This is a genomic window from Micromonospora sp. NPDC049836 (assembly GCF_044465125.1).
Classification (GTDB): domain Bacteria; phylum Actinomycetota; class Actinomycetes; order Mycobacteriales; family Micromonosporaceae; genus Micromonospora.
The window spans coordinates 13524-30693 of sequence record NZ_JBITLH010000007.1 but is presented as its reverse complement, the minus strand read 5'-3'; the positions used below and the strand labels follow the sequence as shown (position 1 = coordinate 30693).

At 74.4% G+C, this 17170-nt stretch carries 15 protein-coding genes; 4 read left to right on the top strand and 11 right to left on the bottom strand.

Annotated features, from left to right (window positions below; genetic code table 11):
- The first annotated feature begins 4 nt into the window (after positions 1-4).
- Positions 5-493, top strand: coding sequence for a universal stress protein (locus tag ACIBPB_RS19690; protein WP_046569562.1), 489 nt, complete (start codon positions 5-7; stop codon positions 491-493).
- Between the two features lie 117 nt (positions 494-610).
- On the top strand, positions 611-1141 hold the full coding sequence (locus ACIBPB_RS19685; RefSeq protein WP_396840999.1) for a DinB family protein: 531 nt from the start codon (positions 611-613) through the stop codon (positions 1139-1141).
- An 83-nt stretch (positions 1142-1224) separates the two neighbouring features.
- Here the strand turns inward: ACIBPB_RS19685 and ACIBPB_RS19680 are convergent, their stop codons facing one another.
- The 3 genes from ACIBPB_RS19680 to ACIBPB_RS19670 all read right to left on the bottom strand — a co-directional run bounded on the left by ACIBPB_RS19680 (position 1225) and on the right by ACIBPB_RS19670 (position 5956).
- Positions 1225-1848, bottom strand: coding sequence for an HAD family hydrolase (locus ACIBPB_RS19680; RefSeq protein ID WP_396840998.1), 624 nt, complete (start codon positions 1846-1848; stop codon positions 1225-1227).
- Complete coding sequence (gene smc, locus ACIBPB_RS19675; protein WP_396840997.1) at positions 1845-5444, bottom strand: chromosome segregation protein SMC; 3600 nt, start codon at positions 5442-5444, stop codon at positions 1845-1847. The genes ACIBPB_RS19680 and smc overlap by 4 nt, the downstream gene beginning before the upstream one ends.
- Before the next feature lie 317 nt (positions 5445-5761).
- The gene (locus ACIBPB_RS19670; RefSeq protein WP_007456482.1) at positions 5762-5956 is read right to left on the bottom strand and encodes a hypothetical protein; all 195 of its coding nucleotides are present in this window, start codon (positions 5954-5956) and stop codon (positions 5762-5764) included.
- A 372-nt stretch (positions 5957-6328) separates the two neighbouring features.
- On the opposite strand from ACIBPB_RS19670, the gene ACIBPB_RS19665 reads away from it, so the two are divergent.
- Both ACIBPB_RS19665 and ACIBPB_RS19660 read left to right on the top strand, forming a co-directional pair.
- Positions 6329-7648 carry a CAP domain-containing protein gene (locus ACIBPB_RS19665; protein ID WP_396840996.1) on the top strand — a complete coding sequence of 440 codons (1320 nt, stop codon included), beginning with the start codon at positions 6329-6331 and terminating at the stop codon, positions 7646-7648.
- Between the two features lie 145 nt (positions 7649-7793).
- A complete protein-coding gene (locus ACIBPB_RS19660) occupies positions 7794-8654 on the top strand; it encodes an endo alpha-1,4 polygalactosaminidase (protein ID WP_396840995.1) in 861 nt (286 codons plus the stop codon).
- Between the two features lie 80 nt (positions 8655-8734).
- Here ACIBPB_RS19660 and ACIBPB_RS19655 read toward each other — a convergent pair whose 3' ends face one another.
- The 8 genes from ACIBPB_RS19655 to ACIBPB_RS19620 form a co-directional block, all read right to left on the bottom strand.
- Positions 8735-10243, bottom strand: a complete 1509-nt coding sequence (locus tag ACIBPB_RS19655; RefSeq protein ID WP_396840994.1) for an MFS transporter — start codon at positions 10241-10243, stop codon at positions 8735-8737.
- Between the two features lie 262 nt (positions 10244-10505).
- Complete coding sequence (locus ACIBPB_RS19650; protein WP_357326272.1) at positions 10506-12728, bottom strand: MMPL family transporter; 2223 nt, start codon at positions 12726-12728, stop codon at positions 10506-10508.
- Positions 12729-12965: 237 nt separating this feature from the next.
- Positions 12966-13823 carry a bifunctional DNA-formamidopyrimidine glycosylase/DNA-(apurinic or apyrimidinic site) lyase gene (gene mutM / locus ACIBPB_RS19645; RefSeq protein WP_396840993.1) on the bottom strand — a complete coding sequence of 286 codons (858 nt, stop codon included), beginning with the start codon at positions 13821-13823 and terminating at the stop codon, positions 12966-12968.
- Entirely contained in the window at positions 13816-14598 is a 783-nt protein-coding gene (rnc, locus tag ACIBPB_RS19640) for a ribonuclease III (protein ID WP_396840992.1), read from the bottom strand. The genes mutM and rnc overlap by 8 nt, the downstream gene beginning before the upstream one ends.
- The gene (locus tag ACIBPB_RS19635; protein ID WP_396840991.1) at positions 14595-15575 is read right to left on the bottom strand and encodes a phosphate acyltransferase PlsX; all 981 of its coding nucleotides are present in this window, start codon (positions 15573-15575) and stop codon (positions 14595-14597) included. Before ACIBPB_RS19635 ends, rnc begins: the two co-directional genes overlap by 4 nt.
- Before the next feature lie 105 nt (positions 15576-15680).
- Entirely contained in the window at positions 15681-15854 is a 174-nt protein-coding gene (gene rpmF / locus ACIBPB_RS19630) for a 50S ribosomal protein L32 (RefSeq protein ID WP_046569543.1), read from the bottom strand.
- 5 nt (positions 15855-15859) lie between these two features.
- The gene (locus ACIBPB_RS19625) at positions 15860-16423 is read right to left on the bottom strand and encodes a YceD family protein (RefSeq protein WP_396840990.1); all 564 of its coding nucleotides are present in this window, start codon (positions 16421-16423) and stop codon (positions 15860-15862) included.
- A 155-nt stretch (positions 16424-16578) separates the two neighbouring features.
- Positions 16579-17076 carry a hypothetical protein gene (locus tag ACIBPB_RS19620; protein ID WP_018786307.1) on the bottom strand — a complete coding sequence of 166 codons (498 nt, stop codon included), beginning with the start codon at positions 17074-17076 and terminating at the stop codon, positions 16579-16581.
- Between the last annotated feature and the right edge of the window lie 94 nt (positions 17077-17170).

The following is a 17170-nucleotide window of genomic DNA, read 5'->3' as shown; positions in this document are numbered from 1 at the left end:
CCCGGTGAACGCACCCGAGCGCGAGAGGTACGGCCCGGAGGCCCGGCTGCTGCCGTTCGAGCGCGGCACGGACGGGCCCCGGGTGGTGCTGGTCGGCGTCGACGGCAGCCGCACCTCGCTGCGCGCCGCCGCGTACGCGGCCGGGCTGGCCCGCCGGCAGGGCGCCGCCCTGGTGGTCGTCTTCGTCAGCTCGCCCCCGCCGTACACCGCGATCATCTCCGGGGTGGTGGCCGGGGCGGTCCAGCAGACCCAGGACGAGCTGGCCGCGGAGCTGCGCGAGGAGTGCCGGCGCGGCGCCGAGGAGCTGGGCCTGCCGGTGACCTTCCTGTGCCGGCGCGGCGACGCCTACGCGGAGCTGGCCCGGGCCGCCGACGAGCACCGGGCCGACCTCGTGGTGGTCGGCTCGTCCGAGCAGGCCGGCCACCGGCTGGTCGGCTCGGTGGCCACCCGGCTGGTCCGCACCGGCCGCTGGCCCGTCGTCGTGGTGCCCTGAGCGCGTCGTGCCGCGCTGAGCGCGTCGTGCGCTGAGCGCGTCGTGCCGCGCCGCGCGCACGGAGGGCCCCCGGTTAACGCCTCGCGCGACACCGGGGGCCCCTCCTACCATCCCGGGATGACCTGGAGAGCACCCGAGATCGACCGCCGCCACGAGCCGTTCGTCGCCGACGAGCGCACCATGCTGCAAGGCTGGCTCGACAACCACCGCGACACCCTGCTGCTCAAGTGCGCCGGCCTGACCGCCGAGCAACTGCGGACCGCCAGCGTGCCGCCGTCCGGGCTGACCCTGCTCGGCCTGGTCCGGCACATGGCCGACGTCGAGCGGTGGTGGTTCCGGATCCGGTCCGCGGGCGAGGACATCCCCGGCCTGTACGACGACGACGAGGACCCCGACGCCGATCTGAACGCCGTCGCGGACGCCGACCCCGAGGAGACCTTCGCCACCTACCGGGCCGAGGTCGCCGCGGCCGACCGGGCGGCCGCCGGCCTGCCGCTGGAGCACACCTTCCGGCACCCCCGCCGCGACGGCAGCAGCAACGAGATCAGCCTCCGCTGGGTCTACGTCCACATGATCGAGGAGTACGCCCGGCACAACGGCCACGCCGACCTGATCCGCGAGCGGATCGACGGCGTCACCGGCTCCTGAAGGCCCCTGATCGACCCCGGTTGCGGCAGATCATGGTCATCCTCGGACGGGACGCCGTTCTGCCGCAACCGGCGAGCCCGGCCTCAGGCCGACGCCAGCGCCGCCCGCAGGTAGCGCAGGTCGCCCGGGCCGCTCCAGCGGTGCGCGGAGAGCCCGGCCGCCCGGGCACCGGCCACGGCCCGGTCCTCGTCGTCGACGAAGAGCACCCGCGCCGGCGGGGTCTCCAGCGCCACGCAGGCCGCCTGGAAGTACTCCTTCGCCGGCTTGTGCACCCCGATGGCCGAGGAGTTGACCACCACGTCCAGCTCGTCGGCGAGACCCAGCGCGGCCAGGTCGGCGTCGAGCATGTCGGTGGCGTTGGTGCCCAGCCCGACCCGTACGCCGTCCGCCCGCACCTCGCGGACGAACGCCAGCACCTCCGGGTCGACCTCGCCGCGGTAGCGCTGCCACCGCTGGACCGCCGCCCGGGCCCGCTCCGGGTCGCCGAGCGTCGGGGTCAGCGCGTCGGCCACGCTGGCCATCCACTGGTCGTGGCTGACCTTGCCGGTGAGCACCGGCTGGAGCAGCCCCCAGGACATGGCGATCTCACCGAGGACCCCCTCGGTCAGGCCGTACTCCCGCTCGACCCCGGCCGCCACCGTCGGGTCCCAGCGCCGCAGCACGCCGTCGAAGTCGATTAGCAGCGCCGTCGCGCGTTCGCGACTCACTCGTCGTTCTCCTGCCCGTCGTTCCCGGCCCGGTTGAGCCGCTGGCTGATCACCTGGGTCACGCCGCTGCGCATGGTCACGCCGTAGAGCGCGTCGGCGATCTCCATGGTCCGCTTCTGGTGCGTGATCACGATGAGCTGGCTCTTCTCCCGCAGCTGCGCCAGCAGCGTGATCAGGCGCCCCAGGTTGACGTCGTCGAGGGCCGCCTCCACCTCGTCCATGATGTAGAACGGGCTGGGTCGGGCGCGGAAGATCGCCACCAACATGGCCACCGCGGTCAGCGACCGCTCGCCGCCGGAGAGCAGCGACAGCCGCTTGATCTTCTTGCCCGGCGGCCGGGCCTCGACCTCGACGCCGGTGGTGAGCAGGTCCTCCGGGTCGGTGAGCACCAGCCGCCCCTCGCCGCCGGGGAAGAGCACCGTGAAGACCTGCTCGAACTCGCGGGCGGTGTCGGCGAACGCGCTGGCGAAGACCTCCAGGATCCGGTCGTCCACGTCCTTGACCACGGTGAGCAGGTCCCGCCGGGTGGCCTTGAGGTCCTCCAGCTGCTCGGAGAGGAACTTGTAGCGCTCCTCCAGCGCGGCGAACTCCTCCAGGGCCAGCGGGTTGACCTTGCCCAGCAGGGCCAGCTCCCGTTCCGCCTTGGCGGCCCGCTTCTCCTGCACCGGCCGCTCGTAGCGGACCGGCTCGGGCACCGGCGCGCCCTCCTTCTCCGCCAGCGCCAGCTCCGCCTGGGTGGGCGGGACGAGCTGGTCCGGACCGTACTCGGCGACCAGCGTCTCCACGTCCAGACCGAAGTCCTCGGCGGCCTTGGCCTCCAACTGCTCGATGCGCAGCCGCTGCTCGGCGCGGGCCACCTCGTCCCGGTGCACCTGGCTGGTCAGCCGCTCCAGTTCGGCGCCGAGCCGCTTGGCCGCGCCGCGTACCTCGGAGAGCTCGGCCTCGCGGGCGGCGCGCTCGCGGGCCACGGCGTCCCGGTGCTCCTCGGCCCGGGCCAGGGAGACGGTGAGCCGGGCCAGCGCCTCGCGGGCGCCGCCGACCACCGCCCTCGCGATCTCCGCGCCCCGGGTGCGGGCGGCGCGCCGGGCGGCCGCGCGCTCCCGCGCGGCCCGCTCGGCGTTCGCCTGCCGGGCCAGCGAGTCGGCCCGACCGGCGATCGAGGAGACCCGCTCCTCGGCGGTACGCACCGCGAGCCGGACCTCCATCTCGTTCTGCCGGGCCTGCGGCACCATGGCGGCGAGCTGGTCGCGTTCCTCGGTGGACGGCTCGGCGTCGAGCGGGGTGGCCTCGGCCAGCCGCAGCCGCTCCTCCAGTTCGGCGAGGGCCTGCAGGTCGCGTTCCCGGGCCGCCTCGGCGCGGGCCCGGGACTCGCCGAGCCGGTCGGTCTCCGCCTTGGCCGACCGGGCGGCCGCGCCCAGCTCGGCGAGCCGGCGGGCGGCGGCGTTGCGGTGGCTCTCCGCCTCCCGTTTGGCGGCGGCGGCGTGCTGCACGGCCTCCTTCGCGACCGCCACCTCGGCGCGCGCCTCGATGAGCTGGTCGCGCAGCTCCGCGCTGCTCCGCTCGGCGGCGGCCCGGTTCGCCCGGGCCTCCTCGACGGCCGCCTGCACCTCGATGAAGCTGGGTGCCTTGGCCGACCCGCCGGCCGCCGCGTACGCGCCGACCACGTCGCCGTCCGGGGTCACCGCGCGCAGCTCCGGGTTGCCGCCGACCAGCTCGGCCGCGGCGGCCAGGTCGGGCACCAGCACCACGTCGCGCAGCGCCCGGTGCACCGCCGGGCGGATCTCCGCGGCGCACTCCACCAGGTCCGGCGCCCACTGCGCGCCGTCGGGCAGCTTCGGGCGCAGCGCGTCGGCCGGACCCGCCATGCCGGGCCCGGCAGGGCTGCCGACCAGCAGCCCGGCCCGCCCGGCGTCGGAGATCTTGAGCAGCCGCATCGCCTCGACGGCCTCGTCGACCCCGGTGACCGCGACCGCGTCGGCGAGCCCGCCGAGCGCCGCGGCCAGCGCCGGCTCGTGGCCGGGCGCGACGGTGAGCAGCCCGGCGAGACTGCCCAGCAGGCCGGGGACCTGGTCGGCCTTGGCCAGCAGGGCCCCGGCGCCGTCCTTGCGGCGCAGGCCGAGCGCGAGCGCCTCCTCGCGGGCCTTCCAGGTGGCCGCGTCCTTCTCGGCGGTCCGCTCGGCGTCGGAGAGGCTGCGGACGGCGGCCTGCGCCTGCTCGTGCACGGCGACGGCCTCGGCGTGCCGGGCGTCCAGGTCGGCGTTGTCCCGGTCCGCCTCGGTGGACTGCTCGGCGACCGCGTCCAGGTCGGCCTGCGCCCGCTCGGCCCGGGCCAGCGCGTCGGTGTGCGCGGCGGCGAGCCGCTCGATCTCCTCGCCGGCGCTGGTGGTCCGGGCCCGGGCCGAGTTGACCTGGCCGGTCAGCCGGGCCAACCCCTCCCGCCGGTCGGCGATGGCCTTGGCGGCGGCGACCAGCTCCCGTTCGGCGGCGGCGAGCTGCCGTTCCAGCTCCTGGCGGTACTCGACCGCCTCGGCCAGCCGGATCTGGTCCTCGGTGAGCGCCGCGCGCAGCTCCTCCTCCTGCTCGCGGACCCGCTGGGACTCGGCCTCGAGCTGCTCCGGGTCGCGGCCGGGGCGCTCGTCGTCCCCGCTGGCGCTGAGGTGGCGCAGCCGTTCCCGGGCGAGCTGCTCGATCGAGCGGAACCGCTCCTGCAGCGCGGAGAGCTTGTACCAGGTGTCCTGCGCGGCGGCGAGCAGCGGCGCGTCCTCGGCGAGGGCGGCCTCCAGCTCGCCGAGGCGGCCCTGCACCTCGCCGTGTTCCGCCTCGATCTGCTCGCGCCGCTCGCGCAGCGCCGTCTCGTCGGCGATCTCCTTGTCCAGGGTGGTACGCAGGGTGTGCAGGTCGTCGGCGAGCAGCCGCAGCCGGGCGTCGCGCAGGTTGGCCTGGATGGCGGCGGCGCGGCGGGCCACCTCGGCCTGCCGGCCCAGCGGCTTGAGCTGGCGGCGCAGCTCCGCGGTGAGGTCGGTGAGCCGGTTGAGGTTGGTCTGCATCGCGTCGAGCTTCCGCAGCGCCTTCTCCTTGCGCTTGCGGTGCTTGAGGACGCCGGCCGCCTCCTCGATGAACGCCCGCCGGTCCTCCGGCTTGGCGTGCAGCATGCCGTCGAGGCGGCCCTGCCCGACGATGATGTGCATCTCCCGGCCGATGCCGGAGTCCGAGAGCAGCTCCTGGATGTCCAGCAGCCGGCAGGAGTCGCCGTTGATCTCGTACTCGCTCTCGCCGGAGCGGAACATCCGGCGGGTGATGGAGACCTCGGTGTACTCGATCGGCAGCGCGCCGTCGGTGTTGTCGATGGTGAGGGTGACCTCGGCCCGGCCCAGCGGCGCCCGCCCGGCGGTGCCGGCGAAGATGACGTCCTCCATCTTGCCGCCGCGCAGCGCCTTGGCGCCCTGCTCGCCGAGCACCCAGGCGATCGCGTCGACGACGTTGGACTTGCCGGAGCCGTTCGGGCCCACCACGCAGGTGATCCCGGGCTCCAGCTTCAACGTCGTGGCGGAGGCGAAGGACTTGAAGCCCTTCACCGTCAGGCTCTTGAGATGCACCTTCTCGATCCTCGTCCGGTGGCCGCCGAACCGTCGCCGGCTGCGCGGACCTGGTGAACCCGCAGACTAACCCGTGGTCGGGGACACCTCGTTACGCGACCCACCCCGCGCCGGGAGTGTCCGGATTCCCGCCGGCCGGTGGGGTGGCCGCCGGGAAACTGCATGATCATAATTACCGGGGCGCAATTCCGGGGCATCCGTGGGATCGCGGAGGACGGCTCACAAAACAAAAAGCCGGGCACAAAGCTGCGCGCCGGCACTGGGTGTCGGCGCGCGTTTTCGCAGTGGTGCTATTCAGTTTTTCCGACGTTCAGAGATCAGGTCAGCGCCGGCTCGGCCAGTCGGAGGAGGTCATCCGCCTCCGCCGCCGCCGCCGCGAGCCGATCGTTGTCGGCACGCAGACGCGTGATCTCGAACTCCAGTGCCTGAACCCTGGCACGCAGTCGGGTGACCTCGTCGAGCAGGCGCCGATCGGGCGCTGCACCTACGTGGCCGTAGAGGGCCTTCGCCATGCTGACTCCTTGATATGCGCTGCCGGAATGGCCGGCCAACGCGCGCCCATGGTGTTCGCGGCTGCCACCCCGGCGAAATCCGGGCATGGCTGGGCGCGACTGGCGACACCTATATATTGGGCCGCACCCCCCTCTCTCGTCAAGTTCCCGAACGCCGTAGATCATCTCCACGTCGGCCGGTCCACTCCCGGGGGGCTGCCAGAAGGCGCGGACACGCTCTGTCCGGACGACTTAACTGTACGCCCGGAAATGTGTGAACGCCTCACCCTCGCGGTCCGCATCCCCTTAACTCTCTCTTAGCCAGGTTGCCGCAGCTCATGGCGCGCCCGTAGCGTCAGCCGGGCCCGCAACCGACCCGTGGAGGGGACCGGCGTGTACCGCAGGACCGACCCGACCGAACCGGATGGCGTCGCCCGACGCCCCGAGCCGCCGACCCAGGACGGGCCGGCGTGGCTCACGGACCGGCCCGAGCCGCGGTCGTCCTACCTCTTCGGCGACGAGCCGGAGCAGCCCGGCCCGTACCCGTCCGACGCGCCGACCGGCGGCTGGCCCGCCGGCGGGTGGCCCGCCCGGGCCGACCGGCATCCGGCCGAACCGCCCGCCGAGCCGGAGTGGACCGGCTACGCCCCGACCCCCGACCGGACCGGCTACACCTCTCCGGTCACCCGCGGCGGCTTCGACCCGGCCACCGAGCCAACCGCCCACCACCCGACCGCCGAGCCCGGCCACCACCGCACCGCCGAGCCCGCCGGCTACCACCCGACCGCCGAACCCGCCGGCTACCACCGCACGGCCGAGCCCGCCGGCTACCACCCGACCGCCGAGCCCGCCGGCTACCACCCGGACGGTTCGCGGACGGGCGACCACCTCGCGGCGCCGTTCGAGCCGGCCTGGCGCGCCGACCAGGAGCCGACCGCCGGCTGGCGTCCGGTGACGGACGCGCCGCCGGAGGAGAGCGGCCGGCACCGGCAGCGCCGCGGCCTGCCCCGCCCCCTGGTGATCGGTGGGGCCGCCGCCGCGGCCACCCTCGTGGTGAGCCTCGGCGTGAGCGCCCTGCTGCTGCCCGGCGGCGGCGAGCGGACCGCCCCGACCGCCCAGGACGTGCCGGCCACCGCACCGGCCGAGCCGGGGGCCACCGACGCCGCGCCCACCGACGCGGCCTCCCCCACCGCCGCCCCGACCAGCGCGCGGCCGAGCCCGACCCGGACCGCCACCCCGAAGCCCAGCCGGACCACGGCCGCGTCCCGGCAGTTGGCGCGTACGCCCACGCCGCGCACCACCGCCCCGCGGGCCGCGGTGGCGCCCGGGATCAGCGCCGAACTGCGGGAGGTCGTCGACCTGGTCAACCAGGAGCGGGCCAAGGCCGGCTGCAAGGCGCTGAGCATCGACGACAAGCTGATGCTGGCCGCCCAGCGGCACAGCCAGGACCAGGCCGACCACAAGACGATGACGCACGACGGCAGCGACGGCAGCACGCTGGGCGTCCGGCTCAAGCGGGTCGGCTACGCCTTCAGCCAGGCGGCCGAGAACGTGGCGTGGAACCAGCAGAGTCCCGCCGAGGTGATGACCGCGTGGATGAACAGCACCGACCACCGGAAGAACATCCTGAACTGCGCGTACACCGAGATCGGCGTGGGCGTGGCGCGGAGCAACGGGCCGTACTGGACGCAGGACTTCGGCGACCCGGCCTGAGCCGCGCGTCGTGACCGGGTCCGCGCTCGTTGACCGGGTGAGGTACGCCAGGGTCGGCTGACCGCTCCGCCGGGCCCGGCACCACCGGGTCGGCCGGCGTACCGGCAGGGGCGGCGGGGTGCCGCCCGCGACCCGGGAGCTGTCGATGCGGATCCGGCCGGCCTGGCCCACGGCGCACGCCCACGCCCTCCCCCGCGGGCTACGCCGTGGGCTGACCGTGGCGCTCACCCTGCTGCTGCTCGGCCCGCTGCCCGGCTGCCGCGAACCGGTGGTGCCGCCCGGCGCGCCCACCCCGTGGCCGGCCGCGATGGCCCGCACCTGGCAGTGGCAGTGGCAGCTCACCGGCCCGCTGGACGTCACCGTCGAGGCGGACGTCTTCCTGCTCGACCCGGTCCGTACCACCTCCACCGAGACGGCCGCGCTGCGCGCCCGGGACCGCCGGCTGGTCTGCCAGGTGCGGGTCGGCTCGGCCGCGGCCACCGACCCGGACGCCAGCCGCCTCCCGGCCGGGGTGCGCGGCGCCCCGGTGCCGGGCCGGCCGGGCAGCCGCTGGCTGGACGTACGCCGGTGGGACACGGTGAGCCCGGTGCTGGCCGACCGGTTCCGGCTGTGCCGGGGCAAGGGCTTCGGCGCGGTCGCCTTCGACGACGCCGACGGGTACCTGCACCGGACCGGCTTCCCGCTCGCCTTCGACGACCAGTTGCTGTTCAACCGGCGGCTGGCCCGGCTGGCCCGCTCGCTCGACCTCTCCCCCGGGCTGGTCGACGACGTGCCGCAGGTCGCCGCGCTCGCCCCCGACTTCGACTTCGCCGTCAACCAGGAGTGCGTACGGCGGCGGGAGTGCGCGAAGCTGCTGCCCTTCGCCGACACCCGGAAACCGGTCTTCCACGTCGAGTACGCCGGCGACCCGGCAACGTTCTGCGTCACCACGGTCGGCTACGGCTTCGCCTCCATCCGCAAGGACCGCACCCTCGACGCCTGGCGCGACCCCTGCCCCCTCCCCTGAGCCGGCCCGGGTCGCGTACCCCGGAAAAAGGTGACGCCGCCCCGGCCCGGGTGGACGGGGGCGGCGTCGGGGTGCTGCGGTCAGCCGGCGGTGCCGGTGGCCGGGGCCGGGGTGCCGGCCCCGCCGCCGCGCTGCGCCGGGACGCCGGCGTGTTCGGCGCTGAGCGGGGTGGCCAGGTCCTCCAGCGACCTCCCCTCGGCCCGGACGCCGAGCACCAGCTCGACCAGGCCGCCGATGATCATCACCGAGGCGCCGATGGCGAACGCGAGCACCGTGTCGCCGACCTGGCCGCTGCCGACCAGCTTGGCGAAGAGCAGCGGGCCGGTGATGCCACCGGCGGCGGTGCCGATCGCGTAGAAGAACGCGATGGCCATGGCCCGGGTCTCCATCGGGAAGATCTCGCTCACCGTCAGGTACGCGGCGCTGGCGCCGGCCGAGGCGAAGAAGAGCACCGCGCACCAGCAGGCGGTCATGGTCACCGCGTTGAGCACCCCGGCGTGGAACAGCCAGGCGGTGCCGAGCAGCAGCACGCCCGAGCCGAGGTACGAGCCGGCGATCATCGGCACCCGGCCGACCGAGTCGAAGAGCCGGCCCAGCAGCAGCGGGCCGAGCAGGTTACCGACCGCGATCACCGCGAAGTAGTAGCCGGTGTTGCCGGTCGGCACGTCGAAGTAGGTCTGCAGGATCTGGGCGAAGCCGAAGGTGATCGCGTTGTAGAGGAACGCCTGCCCGATGAAGAGCGAGAAGCCGAGCGCGGCGCGCTTGGGGTAGCGGGCGAAGAGGGTCCGGGCGATCTCCACGAAGTTGGTGCTCCGGCGCTGGCGGACCTCGATCCAGTTGTCCGCCTCGGTGAGCTCCGCGCCGGTCTCCCGCTTCACCTCGGCCTCCACCGAGTCGACGAGATGGTTCGCCTCGTCGGCGCGCCCGTGGATGAACAACCACCGGGGACTCTCCGGCACGTGCCGCCGGACCAGCAGGATCACCACGCCCAGCACCGCGCCCAGCCCGAACGCCACCCGCCAGCCGAGGTTGGTCGGCAGGCCGTTGAGCAGCGGTACGGTCAGCAGCGCGCCGAGCGCCGCGCCGAGCCAGAAGGTGCCGTTGATGATGATGTCGATCCGGCCGCGGTGCCGCGCCGGGATCAGCTCGTCGATGGCCGAGTTGATCGCCGCGTACTCGCCGCCGATGCCCATGCCGGTCAGGAACCGGAACAGGAAGAACCACCAGGTGTCGAAGGAGAGCGCGGTGAGCGCGGTGGCGACCAGGTAGAGCCCGAGGGTCAGCAGGAACAGCTTCTTGCGCCCGAACCGGTCGGTCAGCCAGCCGAAGAAGAGCGCACCGGTGCAGGCGCCCGCCACGTAGAGCGCGGCGGCCAGGCCGGTGACCTGGCTCTGGGTGATGTCCAGGCCGCTGCCCGGCTCGGCCAGCTTGCCGGAGAGGTTGCCGACGATGGTCACCTCGAGGCCGTCGAGGATCCACACCGTGCCGAGGCCGATCACGATCATCCAGTGCCAGCGGGACCACGGCAGCCGGTCCAGGCGGGCCGGGACGTTGGTCCGTACGGTGCCGGTGCGCACGTCGGTGCTCATGACGCGCTCCCGGGGGCGGCGAAGGCCGGGGCGCGACGAGGAGCCGCCGGCGTGAGCTGTTCGTCCATGGCGGCCCAGATGCCCCGCTGCCGCGCCGGTTAATCCTGCCCGTGACGCCCCGGTCACCGGGCCGGCGGGGCGACCCGATCGACACCGGTTGCGGAGCACCGTGGCCTCCGGTCCTGCGGACACCACGACCTGCCGCGGACCGGGCCGAGGCCCGGTGGGCCGGGCCGCGTTCGCGGCCCGGCCCACCGGCGGCTCAGTGCGCGCCGACCAGTTCCGGCGCCGGAGTCGGCGGGTCGGCCGGCGGGGTGACCGCCGCGCGCCGGCGCAGGAAGCGCGGGGCCCACCAGTTGGCGTCGCCCAGCAGGGTCATCAGCGAGGGCAGCACCACGGCCCGGATGATCGTGGCGTCCAGCAGGATCGCCGCCGCCAGGCCGATGCCGAGCTGCTTGAAATCGATCATGCTGAGCGTCGCGAAGATCGAGAAGACCCCGACCATCACGACCGCCGCGCTGGTCACCACCCCCGCCGAGGAGGTGATCCCGTACGCGACCGCCTCCCGGGTGGGCATGCCCCGGTCGACCGCCTCACGGATCCGGCTGACCACGAAGACGTGGTAGTCCATCGACAGCCCGAACAGCACCACGAACAGGAACAGCGGCAGCCAGGTGACGATCGCGTCCATCGAGGTGAAACCGAGCAGGCCCTCCGCCCAGTCGCCCTGGAAGACCAGCACCAGCAGCCCGTACGCGGCGCCGGCGGAGAGCAGGTTCAGCAGGATCGAGGTGACCGCGACCACCACCGACCGGAACGTCCAGGCCATCACGAGGAACGTCAGCGCCAGCACGAACGCCGCCACGATGGGCAGCTTCGCCCAGATGTGGTCCGCGTAGTCCTCGCTGGCCGCGACGCCACCGCCGACCGCGTACTCGACGCCCGGGATGCCGCGCAGCGCGGCCGGCACCAGGTCCTGGCGCAGTTCGTGCAACGACCGGGACGCCTGCTCGCTGCGGCTGCCGTACGGGGTGGCCACGTCCAGCACCGACACCCGGCGGTCGGCCGACACCTTGATCTTCGGGCCGTCCCCCTCGGCCGGCGCGAAGAGCGGGTCGGTGGCGGTCCGGCCGGCCAGGCCGGTCAGCGCGGCGTGCACCCGGTCGGCCTGGTCGGCGGGCGCCCGCACGGCCACCGTGTGGCTGGTGCCGTTGCTGGGGTACGCGGCGGTGAGCCGGTCGTACGCCTGCATGGCGGCGGTGGTGCGCGGCACGTCCTCCGCGCCGGGGAACTTGAGCTTCATGCCGAGCGCCGGCGCGGCCAGCGCGAGCAGCAGGGCGACCGAGACCAGCAGGGTGGCCACCGGCGCGCGCAGCGCGGGCCGGAGCACGGCCGGCCAGAAGCGGGGCCCGGCCGGCTGGCCGTGCCGCCCGGTACGCGGGGCGGTGAGCCGCCACAGCAGCGGCACCCGGGGCCGGTCCACCCAGCGGCCCAGCTTGGCCAGCAGCGCCGGCAGCACGGTCAGCGAACCGATCACCGCGACCGCCACCACCAGGATCGACCCGACCGCCAGCGACGAGAAGATGGCGTCCTGGGCGAGCAGCAGGCCGCCCATCGAGATGATCACGGCGGTGCCGGAGACCACCACCGCGTGCCCGGAGGTCTCCGCGGCGATCTCCACCGCGTCCAGGCCGGACCGGCCCTTGGCCCGTTCCTCCCGCTCCCGGCGGACGTAGAACAGCGAGTAGTCCACCCCGACCGCCATGCCGATCAGCAGGATCACGCTGGCCGTGGTGTCGGTGGCGGGCACCAGGTGCGAGGCGAGCGTGGAGAGCCCCATCGCCGCGGCCACCGAGGAGAGCGCCAGCAGCACCGGCACGCCGGCCGCGATCAGCGCGCCGAACGCGATGATCAGGATGGCCAGGGTGACCGGCAGGCTGAGCAGCTCGGCCCGCTTGAAGTCCTTGCCGAGGGTGTCGTCGAGCGCCTTGTCGATCGACGGGCCGCCGACCTCCTCGACGCGCAGCGCCGGGTGCGCCTCCTGCACCTCGGCGGTGGCGTCGCGCAGCGGCTGCACCCGGTCGGACGCGGTCTCCGGGTCGCCGGCCATGGTGATCGGCACCAGCAGCGCGCTGCCGTCGTGGGACGGCAGCGGCGCGCCGACCGAGGCGACCCCCGCGACCTGCCGCAGCCGCGCGGTCGCGTCGTCAGCGGCCGCCTTCGCCGCGGCCGGGTCGAGCGCCCCCGAGCGGGGCGTGATGAGGACGTTCTCCACGGCCGGCTCGTGGAAGCCCCCGCTGTCCACGATCAGCTCGGCCCGGCCGAACTCGCCGATGGCCTGGTCAGAGTCGGTCGCCTCGCTCAGCCCTGCGGCGTTGCCGCCGACGAAGCACACCGCCACGAAGACCACCCACAGTGCGATGGCCCGCCACGGGTGCTCCGCGCTCCACCGTGCCAACCGCACGGTCATCGGTCGCCTGCCCATATCCGGGTTCCCCCTCCAGACGTCGGCCCAGTGCCGACGTCTGCTGACGCTAGGCAGCGGGCGGCGCCCGGACATCGGGGAACGGCCCCGGCTCGTCCCCCATCCGGCGCAACGCCGCCCGGTCGGCCGGAACCGGCCCGGCCACCCGGACAGAACGGGACTTTCAGGGTACGACCGGGGAACCCGCCGGGCGGCGCCGGGCGCAGCACACCGGCGCAACCCCGAGCCGGCTCGGGGTCATCCCCGGAGGGCACCCCGGGGTCGGGGCTGGCAGCGCGGGCAACTGTAGGACGACCGGTTCATGAACGCCTCGCGGCGGATCGGCGTCCCGCACCGGGGGCACGGCTCCCCCTCCCGGCCGTACGCGTTGAGCGACCGGTCGAAGTAGCCGCTCTCGCCGTTGACGTTGACGTACAGCTCGTCGAAGCTGGTGCCGCCCTGCTTGACCGCCTCGTCGAGCACGTCCCGGATGTGCCCGAGCAGCCGGACGGCCGCCGGGCCGGTGAGCGCGTCGGTCGGCCGGGCGCCGTGCAGCCGGGCCCGCCAGAGCGCCTCGTCGGCGTAGATGTTGCCGACGCCGGAGATCAACGTCTGGTCGAGCAGCGCCCGCTTCACCTCGGTCCGCCGCTTGCGCAGCGCCGCCACGAAACCGGCGTCGGAGAACTCCGGGTCCCTGGGGTCCCGGGCGATGTGCGCGATCTCGGCCGGCAGTTCCGCCCCGCCCTCGGAGACGGACAGCCCACCGAACGTGCGCTGGTCGACGAAGCGGAGCTCCGTGCCGTCGTCGGCGAACCGGAACCGGACCCGCAGGTGCAGCTCGTCGGCCGCGCCGACCGGCCGGAGCAGCAGCTGGCCGGACATGCCCAGGTGCCCGATGATGGCGTCACCGCTGTCCAGCGGCAGCCACAGGTACTTGCCCCGGCGCCGGACGTCGGTGACCGTCCGGCCGGTCAGCACGTCGGCGAAGTGCTGACCGCCCGGCTCGTGCCGGCGGACCGCCCGGGGGTGGCGCACCTCGACGGCGGTGATCCGCCGGCCGACGACCCACTGGACCAGCCCCTGCCGGATGGTCTCGACCTCGGGCAGCTCAGGCACGGCCGGCGCCCGTCTCGGCGGGGTCGCCCGCCGCCGCGACCGGGTCGACGGCGGCCGCCGCCTCGGCCTGCTCGGTCAGCGTCCGCCAGGCCGACTCGGCGGCCCGCTGCTCGGCCTCCTTCTTGCTGCGCCCGTCGGCGCCGCCGTACCGGTTGCCGGCCACCACCACCCAGGCCGTGAAGGTCTTCAGGTGATCCGGGCCGGTGCCCTCGATCCGGTACTCCGGCACGCCCAACCCGAGCGCCGCGGTCAGCTCCTGGAGGCTGGTCTTCCAGTCCAGCGCGGCGCCCCGCCCGGCGGACTCGGCCATCAACGGGTCGAAGAGCCGGTGGATCACCAGGGCCGCGGTGTCCAGCCCGTACTGGAGGTAGATCGCGCCCAGCAGCGCCTCCAGGGTGTCCGCCAGGATGCTGGCCTTGTCCCGGCCGCCGGTGGCCTCCTCGCCCTTGCCCAGCAGCAGGTACGCGCCCAGCCCGTCCGGGCCGAGGCCGCGGGCCACGTCGGCGAGCGCCCGCATGTTGACCACGCTGGCGCGCAGCTTGGCGAGCTGCCCCTCGGGCAGGTCCGGGTGGTTGTGGAAGAGCGCCGTGGTGATCACCACGCCGAGGACCGAGTCGCCCAGGAACTCCAACCGCTCGTTGGTGGGCAGGCCGCCGTTCTCGTACGCGTAGGAGCGGTGGGTCAGCGCCCGCTCCAGCAGCTCCGGGTCGAGCGACACGCCGAAGGCCGCCTCCAGGTGGCCGACGGGTGCGCGTCGCCGCTTGTCGTTGGTCATGGTGCTACCTCGGTGTCGTTGCGGTCAGGTGCGGGATCGTGCGGAATCGCGTCGAGCAGGCCGGCGACCGTGCCGGCGGCGCCGCGCCGCCACAGGTGGGCGGCGAGGGCGATGCCGGAGGCGACGTCGTCGGGTCGGGCCGCCCCGTGGCAGACGACCACGGTGCCGGCGACCCCGAGCAGGGCGGCCGCGCGCGGGGCGCCACCGCTCGCCGGGGGCCCGCCGGCCATCGCGTACGCGCCCTCGATGGCCTTGAGCAGCACGTTGCCGGTGAAGCCGTCGGTGACCACGACGTCGGCGCGGGTGCCGACGGCGATGTCGTAGCCCTCGACGAGGCCGACGTAGCGGGCGCCGCAGGGCAGCGCGACGGCGGCCAGCGCGTGATCGGCGGAACGGCGCAGCCGGTCCCCCTTGCCGGCCTCGGTGCCCACGGAGAGCAGCCCGATCCGGGGTGCGGCCACGGCGTGCGCCACGGCGGCGTACGCGGCGCCGAGCACGGCGTGCCGGGCGAGGGTGGCGGGGCCGGGTTCCAGGGTGCCGCCCACGTCCAGCAGCACCACCGGGCCGGCGACGGCGGGCAGGGTGGCGACCAGGGCCGGCCGGCGTACCCCGCTCCAGCGGCCGAGACCGAGCGCGGCGGCGGTGACGGTGGCGCCGGTCGAGCCGGCGGAGACGAGCGCGTCGGCGACGCCGTCGCGGACGGCGCTGACCGCCACGCGGACGGTGCTCTCCGCGCGCGCGGCGGTGGGATGGTCGGCCATGCCGACCACGGTCCGCACCGGGCGGACGGTGACCCGGGCACGCTGCTCCGGGTCGAGCGCACCGATCAGCCCGTCGGCGACCTCGGTCGGTCCGACGAGCAGCAGATGCAGGTCAGGGTCGGTGCGCACTGCTCGCAGAGCGCCGTCAACCACGACGGCGGGAGCCTCGTCCCCGCCGAGGAGGTCAACGGCGATCCGCGCGGTGCCCGGCTCCACCGGTACGCCGGCCGAGGGCCGACCGGCGGTGGAGGGAGCCGGGACACCGGGCGAGAGCCATGGTGCGCGCGCCACCCGACCAGTGGTCGGGGACGTCACTCGTCGTCAGACCTCGAGGACCTGACGGCCGTTGTAGGTGCCGCAGACCGAGCAGGCGGCGTGCGGGAGCTTCGCCGACTTGCACTGCGGGCAGGCCACGGTCGCGACCGCCGTGGCCTTCCAGTTCGCCCGGCGGGCGCGGGTGTTGCTGCGCGACATCTTGCGCTTGGGGACGGCCACGGTTCTTACTCCTCTGTACGGGTCAGTTGCGACAGGCCCGCCCAACGCGGGTCGATCTGCTGATGGCTGTGGTCGGCCGGCAGATCGTCCCAGTGCGCCCCACACTCGGGGCACAACCCTGGGCAGTCCTCCCGGCAGAGCGGGTTCGTCGGCAGCGCGAGCACCACCGCGTCCCGCAGCGCCGGCTCCAGGTCGATCAGATCGCCCTGCATCCGGCCCACCTCGTCCTCGTCGGTCGTGTCGTCCGTGGTGCTGTTCTCGTACGCGTACAGCTCCTGGATCGTCACGGCCACCGAGTCGTCGATCTCGCGCAGGCAGCGGCCGCACTCGCCCTTGACGGGACCGGTCACGGTCCCGGAGACGAGCACGCCCTCGGACACCGACTCCATCCTCAGGTCGAGGTCGAGGTCCGCGCCCTCCGGCACGCTGATCAACTCCAGGCCGAGGTCCGCCGGCGCCGGCACGACCCGCTTGTGCGTACGCAACGCACCAGGCCGGCGCGGCAGTTCCCTCGTGTCGAGGACCAGCGGCGACCTGGGGTTGAGTGGGCTTGGCGAGTGTTTGGGCATAGTCAGACTCCGGCCGGTGAGAGGCCGACAAAGAAGGTTACCTGGACGACCGGCGGACCGTCGAACCGGGGCGTCGCCCCCTGGCCCGTCGGCTGCCGGCTGTCGGCCACCGGCCCGCGTCGCGCTGGCAAGGGTAGCTCGGTCGCTGGCCCGGCTCAGAAGGGCAGCGGGCGGTCCGCCTCGTCGCCGGCGAAGGTGCCGATCTCGCGCAGCGCGTGCATCTTGTCCCGGCCCCGCTCTATCGAGGCGAGCGCCCGGGTGAGGAACTGCTCGAAGTTGGCCAGCGCGGTGTCGACGTAGTCGTCCACCTCCTCGCGGAGGCGCTGCGCCTCGGCGCGGGCCTCGGCGATGATCCGGGCGCCCTCGTGCTCGGCGGAGACCGTGATCTCGTTCACCGAGACCAGCCGGGCGTGTTCCGCCTCGCCCTCGCTGATGATCCGGTCGGCCTCGCGCTTGCCGGCCTCCATGATCTTGTCGCGCTCCTCGAGCAGCGCGGCGGCCCGGCGCAGGTCGGCGGGAAGCTCCGCGCGCAGCTCGTCGAGGGCGGCGATCATCTCGCCGCGGTCGACCATGCAGTTGTTGCGCGACATCGGCACGGAGCGGGCCTGCTCCACCATGGCGATGAGTTCGTCGATGCGATCGAGCGGGTCCACCGGTACCTCACTCCCGTCATTCGTCGGCCGACCTACATGATGCGGCCTGCGCCCGGTTTCGGCGCTGCACACATCATGTCGCGCCCGCTCCACC